Source organism: Streptomyces sp. NPDC055632 (genome assembly GCF_053618675.1).
This window is the reverse complement of sequence record NZ_JBSHHY010000006.1, coordinates 181,355-193,796: the sequence shown is the minus strand read 5'-3', so window position 1 is coordinate 193,796 and position 12,442 is coordinate 181,355. Positions and strand designations below refer to the sequence as shown.

9 protein-coding genes are annotated in these 12,442 nt (G+C 71.9%); 5 read left to right on the top strand and 4 right to left on the bottom strand.

Annotation, left to right across the window (positions count from 1 at the left end; translation table 11 throughout):
- Nucleotides 1-133: 133 nt before the first annotated feature.
- Nucleotides 134-1,081: a heme o synthase gene (locus ACWGSR_RS11560; protein WP_376246412.1), complete on the bottom strand. Its 948-nt coding sequence runs from the start codon at nt 1,079-1,081 to the stop codon at nt 134-136.
- 312 nt (nt 1,082-1,393) lie between these two features.
- Between ACWGSR_RS11560 and tkt the strand changes: the two genes are divergently transcribed.
- The 5 genes from tkt to pgl are packed head-to-tail and all read left to right on the top strand — an operon-like array spanning nt 1,394 to nt 8,095.
- Nucleotides 1,394-3,481 carry a transketolase gene (gene tkt, locus ACWGSR_RS11555; protein WP_453565632.1) on the top strand — a complete coding sequence of 696 codons (2,088 nt, stop codon included), beginning with the start codon at nt 1,394-1,396 and terminating at the stop codon, nt 3,479-3,481.
- A 37-nt stretch (nt 3,482-3,518) separates the two neighbouring features.
- Nucleotides 3,519-4,637, top strand: a complete 1,119-nt coding sequence (tal, locus tag ACWGSR_RS11550; RefSeq protein ID WP_376246417.1) for a transaldolase — start codon at nt 3,519-3,521, stop codon at nt 4,635-4,637.
- 4 nt (nt 4,638-4,641) lie between these two features.
- Nucleotides 4,642-6,174: a glucose-6-phosphate dehydrogenase gene (gene zwf, locus ACWGSR_RS11545; RefSeq protein ID WP_376246419.1), complete on the top strand. Its 1,533-nt coding sequence runs from the start codon at nt 4,642-4,644 to the stop codon at nt 6,172-6,174.
- A complete protein-coding gene (gene opcA, locus ACWGSR_RS11540) occupies nt 6,171-7,292 on the top strand; it encodes a glucose-6-phosphate dehydrogenase assembly protein OpcA (protein ID WP_376246422.1) in 1,122 nt (373 codons plus the stop codon). The genes zwf and opcA overlap by 4 nt, the downstream gene beginning before the upstream one ends.
- A complete protein-coding gene (gene pgl, locus ACWGSR_RS11535; protein WP_453565628.1) occupies nt 7,289-8,095 on the top strand; it encodes a 6-phosphogluconolactonase in 807 nt (268 codons plus the stop codon). Before opcA ends, pgl begins: the two co-directional genes overlap by 4 nt.
- A gap of 33 nt (nt 8,096-8,128) precedes the next feature.
- Here the strand turns inward: pgl and ACWGSR_RS11530 are convergent, their stop codons facing one another.
- The 3 genes from ACWGSR_RS11530 to pgi form a co-directional block, all read right to left on the bottom strand.
- A complete protein-coding gene (locus ACWGSR_RS11530) occupies nt 8,129-9,619 on the bottom strand; it encodes a PH domain-containing protein (RefSeq protein WP_453565793.1) in 1,491 nt (496 codons plus the stop codon).
- A 206-nt stretch (nt 9,620-9,825) separates the two neighbouring features.
- Complete coding sequence (locus ACWGSR_RS11525) at nt 9,826-10,326, bottom strand: PH domain-containing protein (protein ID WP_453565626.1); 501 nt, start codon at nt 10,324-10,326, stop codon at nt 9,826-9,828.
- 4 nt (nt 10,327-10,330) lie between these two features.
- The gene (gene pgi, locus ACWGSR_RS11520) at nt 10,331-11,992 is read right to left on the bottom strand and encodes a glucose-6-phosphate isomerase (protein ID WP_376246430.1); all 1,662 of its coding nucleotides are present in this window, start codon (nt 11,990-11,992) and stop codon (nt 10,331-10,333) included.
- Nucleotides 11,993-12,442: the final 450 nt, after the last annotated feature.

Below are 12,442 nucleotides of genomic sequence, written 5' to 3'. Positions count from 1 at the left end.
TTCGATTTTGTGGGGTCCGGCGTTTGTTTCGCGCTGCCTATGCTGCAACCGGGTGTTTACAAGCCCGGGCGCGGGGGGGGGGGGGGGGTTTGCCCCGCGCCCCCGGGCCGTCGGCCGAACGGTTCTGACGAGGTCAGCGGAGGAAGGGGTCCACCGCGACCGCCACGAAGAGCAGCGAGACGTAGGTGATGGACCAGTGGAAGAGCCGCATCTCCTTGAGCTTGGCGCCCGTCGCGCCGTCCTTGGCGCGGTTCAGGAGCCCGTGCGCCTCCCAGAGCCACCAGCCGCCGGTGACCAGGGCCACGGCGGTGTAGAACCAGCCCGTGTAGCCCAGCGGGGTGAGCAGCAGCGAGACGGCGACCATGACCCAGCTGTAGGCCACGATCTGCTTGGCGACGACCTTGTTGGAGGCGATCACCGGGAGCATGGGGACGCCCACGCGCGCGTAGTCCTCCTTGACCTTCATCGAGAGCGGCCAGTAGTGCGGCGGCGTCCAGAAGAAGATGACCATGAAGAGGATGACGGCGGCCCAGGACATCGAGTTCGTGACCGAGGACCAGCCGATGAGCACGGGCATGCAGCCGGCGATGCCGCCCCAGACGATGTTCTGCGCGGTCCGCCGCTTCAGGATCATCGTGTAGACGACCACGTAGAAGAGGAGCGCGCCGAGCGAGAGCCAGGCGGAGAGCCAGTTGACCAGCAGGCCGAACCAGAGGGTGGAGACCACCGCGAGGGTGAGGCCGAAGACCAGGCCCTCGCGCGGCGACACCATGCCGGTGACCAGCGGACGCTGCGACGTGCGGTCCATCAGGGCGTCGATGTCGCGGTCGATGTACATGTTCAGCGCGTTCGCGCCGCCCGCCGACAGGTAGCCGCCGAAGCAGGTGGCGAGCACCAGCCAGAGGTTCGGCACGCCCTGCTCGGCGAGGAACATCACCGGGACGGTCGTGATGAGCAGCAGCTCGATGATCCGCGGCTTGGTCAGCGCCACGAATGCCTTGACGCGGGCCCCGAACGGCCGATGGCCCCCCGGGCTGGGAGTCAAGACGACCCCTGCGGGTCGGGACTCGACGGCCGTCACGCACACCCCTGACAGAGAAATCCCAGCAAGCTCCCCGGATGAAAGCGGGGTGAAGCTTGCGCGTACCACGCCACTCTAGACGTTGCCCAGACGCCGGTCTTCGCGGGGGTGGGGTCGTGTTGGAGGGGTACGTCCCAAGGGGTGGACGCGGTTCGGGAGGCGAAGTGCCACGGCCACCGGCAGTCTTGCCATGTGCGCTCATTTGAGGGGCATGAGCACGAAAAGAGGGCCGTCCGACGGGGGTAGGCTCGACACCGCCGGTACACCCTCAGTCACCGGCTTCAGACATGTGGAGAGGAGCCCTGACCCAGGGTGAGCACTAAGCCGACCACCACAGACCTCGAGTGGACCGAATTGGACCAGCGGGCCGTAGACACCGCCCGCGTCCTGGCCGCGGACGCCGTACAGAAGGTCGGCAACGGCCATCCCGGTACGGCCATGAGCCTGGCGCCCGTCGCGTACACCCTCTTCCAGAAGGTGATGCGCCACGACCCGGCCGACCCCGAGTGGGTCGGGCGCGACCGGTTCGTCCTCTCCGCAGGCCACTCGTCCCTGACCCTCTACACCCAGCTCTACCTGGGTGGCTTCGGTCTCGAACTGGACGACCTGAAGGCCTTCCGCACCTGGGGTTCGAAGACCCCGGGCCACCCGGAGTACGGCCACACCGCCGCCGTCGAGACCACCACGGGCCCGTTGGGCCAGGGCGTCGCCAACGCCGTGGGCATGGCGATGGCCGCCCGCTTCGAGCGCGGCCTGTTCGACCCGGAGGCCCCGGCCGGCACCTCGCCGTTCGACCACCACATCTACGCGATCGCCGGTGACGGCTGCCTCCAGGAGGGCATCTCCGCCGAGGCGTCCTCGCTGGCCGGCCACCAGAAGCTCGGCAACCTGATCCTGCTGTGGGACGACAACCACATCTCGATCGAGGGCGACACCGAGACGGCCGTCTCCGAGGACACGCTGAAGCGGTACGAGGCGTACGGCTGGCACGTGCAGCGCGTCGAGCCGCAGGAGAACGGCGACCTGGACCCGGCCGGTCTGTACGCGGCGATCAGGGCCGCCGAGGCCGAGACCGAGCGCCCGTCGTTCATCGCGATGCGCTCGATCATCGCCTGGCCCGCGCCGAACGCGCAGAACACCGAGGCCGCCCACGGCTCGGCGCTCGGCGACGAGGAGGTCGCGGCCACCAAGCGCGTCCTGGGCTTCGACCCGGAGAAGACCTTCGAGGTCTCCGACGAGGTCATCGGGCACACCCGCGCCCTCGGCGAGCGCGGCCGCGAGGCGCGCGCGCAGTGGGAGAAGCAGCTCTCGGAGTGGCGTGCGGCCAATCCGGAGCGCGCGGCGGAGTTCGACCGCATCGAGGCCAACGAGCTGCCCGCGGGCTGGGCGGAGAAGCTCCCGGTCTTCGAGCCGGGCAAGGGCGTCGCCACCCGTGCCGCCTCGGGCCAGGTCCTCAAGGCGCTCGGCGCGGTCGTCCCGGAGCTGTGGGGCGGCTCGGCCGACCTCGCCGGCTCGAACAACACGACGATCGACAAGGACTCGTCGTTCCTGCCCGAGGGCAACCCGCTGCCGGAGGCCGACAAGTACGGCCGCACGATCCACTTCGGCATCCGCGAGCACGCGATGGCCGCGGAGATGAACGGCATCGCGCTGCACGGCAACACGCGCATCTACGGCGGCACCTTCCTGGTGTTCTCCGACTACATGCGCAACGCGGTGCGCCTCTCGGCCCTGATGCACCTGCCGGTCACCTACGTCTGGACCCACGACTCGATCGGTCTGGGCGAGGACGGCCCGACGCACCAGCCGGTGGAGCACCTGGCCTCGCTGCGCGCGATCCCGGGCCTGAACCTGGTCCGTCCGGCCGACGCCAACGAGACGGCCCTGGCCTGGCGCGAGATCATGCAGCGCCACACCAAGGTCTACGGCAAGGGCGCCCCGCACGGTATGGCGCTCACCCGCCAGGGCGTGCCGACGTACGCGCCGAACGAGGACACGGTCAAGGGCGGCTACGTGCTGTTCGACGCCGAAGGCGGCGAGCCGGAGGTCGTGCTGATCGCGACCGGCTCCGAGGTGCACCTGGCCGTCGAGGCCCGCGAGCAACTCCAGGCGGCCGGCACGCCCACCCGGGTGGTGTCGATGCCGTCGGTGGAGTGGTTCGAGGAGCAGGACCGGGCGTACAAGGACTCCGTCCTGCCGCCGTCGGTCCGCGCCCGGGTCGCGGTCGAGGCCGGCATCGGCCTGACCTGGCACAAGTACGTCGGTGACGCCGGCCGGATCGTCTCCCTGGAGCACTTCGGCGCCTCGGCGGACGCGAAGGTCCTCTTCCGCGAGTTCGGCTTCACGCCCGAGGCGGTCGTCGCCGCCGCGCGGGAATCGATCGACGCAGCCGCGCGCTGACCCCGATACGTACGACTTAATTGGAGATGCAACTCTCATGACAGACGCACTCAAGCGCCTCTCCGACGAAGGCGTCGCGATCTGGCTGGACGACCTCTCGCGCCAGCGGATCACCTCCGGCAACCTGGCGGAGCTGCTCGACCAGAGCCACGTGGTCGGGGTCACCACCAACCCGTCGATCTTCCAGAAGGCGATCTCCGAGGGCCACGGCTACGACCAGCAGGTCTCCGACCTCGCCGCCCGCCGGGTGACGGTCGAGGAGGCGATCCGGATGATCACGACGGCGGACGTCCGCGACGCCGCCGACATCCTGCGGCCGGTCTTCGACGCGACCGACGGCCAGGACGGCCGGGTCTCCATCGAGGTCGACCCCCGCCTCGCGCACGACACCAAGGCCACGGTCGCCGAGGCCAAGCAGCTCGCCTGGCTGGTGGACCGCCCCAACACGCTGATCAAGATCCCGGCCACCGAGGCGGGTCTGCCGGCGATCACCGAGGTCATCGGCCTCGGGATCAGCGTCAACGTGACGCTGATCTTCTCCCTGGAGCGCTACCGCGCGGTCATGGACGCCTACCTGGCGGGTCTGGAGAAGGCCCGCGAGCGCGGCCTGGACCTCTCCGAGATCCACTCGGTGGCCTCCTTCTTCGTCTCCCGCGTGGACACGGAGATCGACAAGCGCCTGGACGGCATCGGCACCGACGAGGCCAAGGCCCTCAAGGGCAAGGCCGCCCTCGCCAACGCCCGTCTGGCCTACGAGGCGTACGAGGAGGTCTTCTCCGGCGAGCGCTGGGAGGCCCTCGACAAGGCGCACGCCAACAAGCAGCGCCCGCTGTGGGCCTCGACCGGCGTGAAGGACCCGGCGTACAAGGACACCCTGTACGTGGTGGACCTGGTCGCCCCCGGCACGGTCAACACCATGCCCGAGGCCACCCTGGAGGCCACCGCCGACCACGGCGAGGTCACCGGCGACACCATCCGGGGCACGTACGACGACTCCCGCGCGGTCCTGGAGGCCGTCGCGAAGCTGGGCATCGGCTACGACGAGGTCGTCCAGCTCCTGGAGGACGAGGGCGTCGAGAAGTTCGAGGCGTCCTGGAACGACCTGCTCAAGTCCACCGAGGCGGAGCTGAAGCGCCTCGCACCTTCGGAGGCGTAACACCTTGAGCGCAGCACACGGAGCCAACCCGCTCCGTGACGCCGCAGACCGACGGCTCCCGCGCATCGCGGGGCCGTCGGGTCTGGTGATCTTCGGCGTCACGGGCGATTTGTCCCGAAAGAAGCTGATGCCCGCCGTCTACGACCTGGCCAACCGCGGCCTGCTGCCGCCGGGCTTCTCGCTCGTCGGCTTCGCCCGGCGCGAGTGGCAGGACGAGGACTTCGCACAGGAGGTCTACGAGGCCGTCAAGCAGCACGCGCGCACCCCCTTCCGCGAGGAGGTGTGGCAGCAGCTCATCCAGGGCATGCGGTTCGTCCAGGGCGACTTCGACGACGACGAGGCCTTCGAGCAGCTGAAGACCACCGTCGAGGAGCTCGACAAGGCCCAGGGCACCGGCGGCAACTTCGCCTTCTACCTGTCGGTCCCGCCGAAGTTCTTCCCCAAGGTCGTCCAGCAGCTCAAGAAGCACGGGCTCGCCGACCAGAAGGACGGCTCCTGGCGCCGCGCGGTCATCGAGAAGCCCTTCGGGCACGACCTGTCCTCCGCCAAGGAGCTCAACGAGGTCGTCCACGAGGTCTTCCCGCCGCACGAGGTCTTCCGGATCGACCACTACCTCGGCAAGGAGACCGTCCAGAACATCCTGGCGCTCCGCTTCGCCAACACCCTCTTCGAGCCGATCTGGAACCGGTCGTACGTCGACCACGTGCAGATCACCATGGCCGAGGACATCGGCATCGGCGGCCGCGCCGGCTACTACGACGGCATCGGCGCCGCCCGTGACGTCATCCAGAACCACCTGCTCCAGCTGCTCGCGCTGACCGCGATGGAGGAGCCCGCCTCCTTCGACGCCGACGCGCTGGCCGCCGAGAAGACCAAGGTCCTCGGCGCGGTGAAGGTGCCCAGGGACCTGGGCGCCTCCACGGTCCGCGGCCAGTACGCGGCCGGGTGGCAGGGCGGCGAGAAGGCCGTCGGCTACCTCCAGGAAGACGGCATCGACCCGAAGTCGAAGACCGACACCTACGCGGCCGTGAAGCTGGAGATCGACAACCGCCGCTGGGCGGGCGTCCCCTTCTACCTGCGCACCGGCAAGCGCCTGGGCCGCCGCGTCACCGAGATCGCGGTCGTCTTCCAGCGCGCCCCGCACTCCCCCTTCGACCACACCGCGACCGAGGAGCTCGGCCGCAACGCCATCGTCATCCGGGTGCAGCCGGACGAGGGCGTGACGGTGCGGTTCGGCTCCAAGGTGCCCGGCACCCAGATGGAGATCCGGGACGTGTCGATGGACTTCGCGTACGGCGAGTCCTTCACCGAGTCCAGCCCGGAGGCGTACGAGCGCCTCATCCTCGACGTCCTGCTCGGCGACTCGAACCTCTTCCCGCGCGTGGAGGAGGTCGAGCTGTCCTGGAAGATCCTCGACCCGATCGAGAGGTTCTGGGACGAGCACGGCACGCCCGCGCAGTACCAGTCCGGGACCTGGGGTCCGGTCGAGGCGGACGAGATGCTCGCACGAGACGGCAGGAGCTGGCGCCGGCCATGAAGACCGACCTGACGGACACCACGTCCTCCAAGATCAACAAGGCGCTGGTGCTCGGGCGGCGGGCGATCGGCGCGCCGGCCGTCGGCATGGTGCTCACCCTCGTCATCGTCACCGACGAGGAGAACGCCTACGACGCGCTGAAGGCGGCCAACGAGGCGTCCCGCGAGCACCCCTCGCGGACCCTCGTCGTCATCAAGAGGGTCTCGCGCTCGCCGCGGGACCGCGCCAAGGCGCGGCTCGACGCCGAGGTCCGCCTCGGCGCCGACGCCAGCGCCGGCGAAACGGTGGTGCTCCGGCTGTACGGCGAGGTCGTCGACCACGCCCAGTCGGTGGTGCTGCCGCTGCTGCTCCCCGACGCCCCGGTCGTCGTCTGGTGGCCGGTGGACGCGCCGACCGACCCGGCGAAGGACCCGCTGGGCGCGCTCGCCCAGCGCCGGGTGACCGACACGTACGCCTCCGAGCAGCCCATCGAGGAGCTGACGGCGCGGGCGGACACCTACACCCCGGGCGACACGGACCTGTCCTGGACCCGGATCACCCCGTGGCGTTCGATGCTGGCCGCCGCGCTCGACCAGGTCGCGTGCGAGGTCAGCGCCGCCGAGGTGGAGGGCGAGGAGTTCAACCCGAGCGTGGAACTGCTCGCGATGTGGGTGGCGGACCGGCTGAAGGTGCCGGTGCGGCGCTCGAAGTCGGCGGGGCCCGGCCTCACCTCCGTACGCCTGGAGACCGACTGCGGGCCGATCGTGCTCGACCGGCCGGACGGCTCGCTCGCCACGCTCTCCATCGAGGGGCAGCCGGACCGCGGGGTGGCGCTCAAGCGCCGCGACACGGCCGAGCTGATCGCGGAGGAGCTGCGCCGGCTCGACCCGGACGACACCTACGCGGCGGCGCTGAAGTTCGGCGTCGGGCGGCTCGACGAGCGGGCGGCGGTCACCGCGCCCGAGCCGGAGGAGGAGGTCGAGGTCTCCGTGGAGACAGAGACCTCCGAGGCGGCTTCCGAGGGTGCCTCCGAAACGGCTTCCGAGACCGCTCCCGGTGCCTCCGCCGGGGCGAAGGGCGCCTCCGCCGCCAGGTCCGCGGCGAAGAAGGCCCCGGCCAGGAAGGCGGCGGCCAAGTGAGCGCCCCGCAGCTCGTCGTCCACCGCGACAAGGAGCTGATGGCGCAGGCGGCCGCCGCCCGGCTGATCACCCGGATCGTGGACGCCCAGGCCTCCCGGGGCTCCGCCTCGGTGGTGCTGACCGGCGGACGCAACGGCAACGGGCTGCTCGCGGCGCTCGGCTCGGCGCCCGCGCGGGACGCGGTCGACTGGTCGCGGCTCGACCTGTGGTGGGGCGACGAGCGGTACCTGCCCGACGGGGACCCGGAGCGGAACGTCACCCAGGCCCGCGAGGCGCTGCTCGACCGGGTGCCGCTGGACCCCGCGCGGGTGCACGCCATGCCGGCCTCCGACGGGCCGTACGGCGACGACGTCGAGGCCGCCGCCGCTGCCTATGCGGAGGAGCTGGCCGCCGCGGCCGGTTCCGGCCCGCATCGATCAGCGGCTACCGCCGCGGGCGGCGGCGTGCCGGGGTTCGACGTGCTGATGCTGGGCGTCGGCCCGGACACGCACGTGGCCTCGCTCTTCCCCGAGCTGCCCGCCGTGCGCGAGACCGAGCGGACGGTGGTCGGGGTGCGCGGCGCGCCGAAGCCGCCGCCGGTCCGGATCTCGCTGACGCTCCCGGCGATCCGGGCGGCGCAGGAGGTCTGGCTGCTCGCGGCCGGTGAGGACAAGGCGAAGGCGGCGGCGATCGCGCTGTCCGGCGCGGGCGAGGTGCAGGCCCCGGCGGCCGGCGCCCGCGGACGCGCGCGCACGCTGTGGCTGCTCGACTCGGCGGCGGCCTCGGAGCTGCCGCGGAGCCTGTATCCGCCGGCCACGGCCTGATCCTCCCCGATCGGCGTCGATCGGAGGCCCGGTTCACCCCTCGGTGGACCGGGCCTCCGGCGTCTCCGGGGTGTCCGCGGGCTCCAGGAAGGGCGCGAGGAGACCCGGTACGGCCTCGGCGGCGAAGCTCAGGCCCTGGCTCCGGCCGGCGTCGAGGATCTCGTACGCGCCCGATCCGGCCGCCGTCGTGGCGGCCAGGGTGAGGAGGCCGGCGCGGCGCTGGAAGTACGACTGCTTGACGGTCCAGCCGATGACGCCGGAGCGCTGGAGGGCGACCGTGGCCCGCCGGACCGTACCCGAACGGGTGACCAGATAAGCCCCGCTGACGCCGTGTCCGAGGTTCCGGTGGGCGTCGAGGGCGAGGAGCAGGGCGAGCGGGGTGAGGACGACGGTCCAGCCGGCCGCCACGTACAGCAGGACCGGGGTGAGCAGGAGGCCGAGGACGGCGAGGAGCGCGGCGGGGGTCAGGGCGCTCCACAGGGCCCAGCGGATCCGCCGGTTCCGGGCGGCCCGGGGGTGGGCGGCGAGCGGTGCCCCGGTGGGGGGTTCGGGCTCGCGCAGGACCTGGGCGGCGACCCGGTCGGCGAACGGCCGGGGGACGGCCGGCACCAGGTTCTTGAGGTCGCCGTGCTTGTCCTCGTCCTTCTCCGCCAGGCCGGTGGCGACGGCGTCGACGCGGGCCGCGCCGAAGAGGCGCACGCCGAGCGGTTCGACGAGCTCCACGCCGCGCAGCCGCCGCTCCTCGATGGAGACCGAGCGGGCGGTGAGGAGGCCCCGGGCGACGCGCAGGGTGCCGCCGGGCTCGCGCTCCAGGCGGTAGTTCCACCACATCTCGACCCAGAGGCCGAGGGCGCCGACGGCCCCGACGGCGAGGGCGACGAGCACCAGCCAGAGGATCATCCAGGGGATGGCGACGGAGTCGAAGCGCTCCCCTATCCAGTCGATGACCTCGCCCTGGGCGCCGAACCACTCGCTGACCTGCATGACCGCTCCGGCGGCGGCGCCGCCGAGGGCGGGGGCGACGAAGGAGACGGGGGCGTAGCGGATCCAGCGCGGATCGAGGGCGGCGAGGGCGCCGTCGTGGCGGGGGTCGCCGGATCCGGTGGCGCGGGTGAGGAGTGCGCGGCGGAGCCGCTCGCCCTCGGCGCGGGCGACCAGTTCGAGTTCGAGGGCGGCGTCGCCGCCGCTGTGCTCGCCGGTCCCGATGCGGACCTTGACCAGGCCGAGGACGCGCTGGAGGGGGTTGGCGGTGAGGTCGACGCTGCGGATGCGCTCGCGGGCCAGGGACCGGCGCTTGAGGTGGAGCAGGCCGGTGTGGAGGTCGACCCGCTCGGGGCCGACGCGGTAGCGGGTGCGGCGCAGGCGGACGGAGTCGGCGCCGGTGCCGCCGACGACCAGGAGCAGGGCGCCGGCGAGGACCCAGGCGAGGGCCTGCCAGAGGGGCCGGGAGCCGGCCAGGCCGAGGGCGACGGGGAGTCCGGCGCCGCCGGCCACCCCGCACAGGACGGCGGCGGTGGCGAACAGGGTGCGCGGATCGAGCCGCCGCCACTCCGCCTCCGGCGCGTCGAGGCGGTGCGGCTCTCCTTCCGGCGCGTCGGGCCTTTGCCGTTCCGCCTCCGACGTGTCGGACCGCTGCCGTTCCGCCCCCGACGTGTCGGACCGCTGCCGTTCCCCTTCCGGCGCGTCGAGTCGCCGCCGCTCCTCCTCGGGTGCCTCGGGGGCCGGCTCGTTCACGTGGCGTCCCCGGGCGTGGCCTGGGTGACGGCGGTCAGCCGTTCGGCCAGGTCGGCGGCCCGTTCGTGATCCAGGCCCTCGATCCGGACCGCGCCCTCGGAGGAGGCCGTGGTCACGGTGACGGTGGCGAGCCGGAAGTACTGCTCCAGGGGCCCGCGCGAGGTGTCGACGGTCTGGATCCGGGACATCGGGGCGATCCGCCACTCCTGCCAGAGGGCCCCGGTGCGCACGTAGACGGCCTCGTCGGTGACCTCCCAGCGGTGCACCCGGAACCACCAGGCGGGGAGGAACGCGGTGCAGGCCAGGCCGGCGGCCGCCACGACACCGGCCGCGACGAGCAGCCAGGTCCTGGCGGGGCCGATCAGCGCGCCGAGGACGGCGAGGACCGCCACCGGTAGGGCGGTGGTCACCAGGAGCTGGGTCCGCCACCAGGTGACGGCCCGCCCGTCCACGGCGTTCCTCGGCGGCCTCAGCCGCACCGCGTTCTCCCCCCGCACGCTTCTACCGTCCGCGCAGCGAGCGGTAGACGGCGACCAGGCCTGCGGTGGAGCCGTCGAGCTCCTCCGCGCCCTCCCCGGTCGTCAGGACCGGTTCGATCCGCTTGGCGAGCACCTTGCCGAGCTCGACGCCCCACTGGTCGAAGGAGTCGATGTTCCAGATCGCGCCCTGGACGAAGACCTTGTGCTCGTAGAGCGCGACCAGCTGTCCGAGGACGGACGGGGTGAGCGCGTCGGCGAGGATCGTGGTGGTGGGGTGGTCGCCCCGGAAGGTCTTGTGCGGGACGAGTTCCTCGGGGACGCCCTCGGCCCGTACCTCCTCGGGCGTCTTGCCGAAGGCCAGCGCCTGCGTCTGGGCGAAGAAGTTGGCCATGAGCAGGTCGTGCTGGGCGACGAGGCCGGGCTCCAGGTCGTCGACGGGCCGGGCGAAGCCGATGAAGTCGGCCGGGATCAGCTTGGTGCCCTGGTGGATCAACTGGTAGTACGCGTGCTGGCCGTTGGTGCCGGGGGTGCCCCAGACCACGGGTCCGGTCTGCCAGTCGACCCGGTTCCCCTCGCGGTCCACCGACTTGCCGTTGGACTCCATGTCGAGCTGCTGGAGGTAGGCGGTGAACTTCGACAGGTAGTGGGAGTACGGCAGGACGGCGTGCGACTGGGCGTCGAAGAAGTTGCCGTACCAGACGCCGAGGAGGCCGAGGAGGAGCGGTGCGTTCTCCTCGGGCGGGGCGGTGCGGAAGTGCTCGTCGACGAGGTGGAAGCCGTCGAGCATCTCGCGGAAGCGCTCCGGGCCGATGGCGATCATCAGGGAGAGGCCGATGGCGGAGTCGTAGGAGTAGCGGCCGCCGACCCAGTCCCAGAACTCGAACATGTTGGCGGTGTCGATGCCGAACTCCTCGACCTTCTCGGCGTTGGTCGAGAGGGCGACGAAGTGCTTGGCCACGGCCTCCTGGCCGGCGCCGAGGCCGGCCAGGAGCCAGTCGCGGGCGGAGGTGGCGTTGGTGATGGTCTCGATGGTGGTGAAGGTCTTGGACGCCACGACGAACAGCGTCTCGGCGGGGTCGAGGTCGTGGACGGCCTCGTGGAGGTCGGCGCCGTCGACGTTGGAGACGAAACGGAGCGTCAGGTCCCGCCGGGTGTAGGCGCGCAGGACCTCGTGGGCCATGGCGGGGCCGAGGTCGGAGCCGCCGATGCCGATGTTGACGACGTTCTTGATCGGCTTGCCGGTGTGGCCGGTCCACTCGCCCGCGCGGACCTTGTCGGCGAAGGCGCCCATCCGGTCGAGGACGGCGTGGACGCCGGGGACGACGTTCTCCCCGTCGACCTCGATCACGGCGTCGCGGGGGGCGCGCAGTGCGGTGTGGAGGACCGCCCGGTCCTCGGTGGTGTTGATCTTCTCGCCGCGGAACATGGCGTCGCGCAGCTCGGCCACGCCGGTGGCGGCGGCCAGTTCCCGCAGCAGCGTCAGCGTCTCGTCGGTGACGAGGTGCTTGGAGTAGTCCAGGTAGAGGTCGCCGACCCTCAGGGTGAGGTCGGTGCCGCGCGTCGGGTCGGCGGCGAACAGCTCGCGCAGATGGGGCTCGCCCAGCTGCTCGCGGTGCTTGCCGAGGGCCGCCCACTCGGGCAGCCGGTTGAGCCTCGTACGTCCTTCGCCAGTCATCTCGGACATCGCCCTCTTCTTCTTGTGCGTTTCTGCCCCGCTGCCCCTCCAACCTAATTGATCAGAGGGGCCGGTGACGCGACGGCGAGCGCGAACAGCGCCGCCGCGACGAGGACGGGCGCGTGCGGTCCCCGTTCGGCGGCCGCGGCGCCGCCGAGGAGGGCGCCCGGAGGAGGGGCACCGTCCCCATCGGGACCAGGCAGCCGGTCTGGACGGCCCCGGCGAGCAGCACCGCGCGGGTCCGCCCGCGACGCCGCCGGCCGCGTAGGCGGTGAGCGTGGCCGCGCATCCGCCGGGGCCCGCGCGCAGGCCGTCGGTGACGTGGACGACGAGGGTGGCGATGAGTGCGCCCATGCCGATGTCGCAGAGGGTGGTGGCGCAGAGCCACCGCAGGGTCCGGTCGGCGCGCAGGGCGGCGATCCCCTCGGCCGTCTCGGCGCGGAGGGTGGATCCGGCGGG

Bases quoted from the DNA above. Each gene is read 5' to 3' on its own strand.
- tal (WP_376246417.1), top strand. From the start codon at position 3,519: ATGACAGACGCACTCAAGCGCCTCTCCGACGAAGGCGTCGCGATCTGG.
- opcA (WP_376246422.1), top strand. From the start codon at position 6,171: ATGAAGACCGACCTGACGGACACCACGTCCTCCAAGATCAACAAGGCG.
- pgi (WP_376246430.1), bottom strand. From the start codon at position 11,992: ATGTCCGAGATGACTGGCGAAGGACGTACGAGGCTCAACCGGCTGCCC.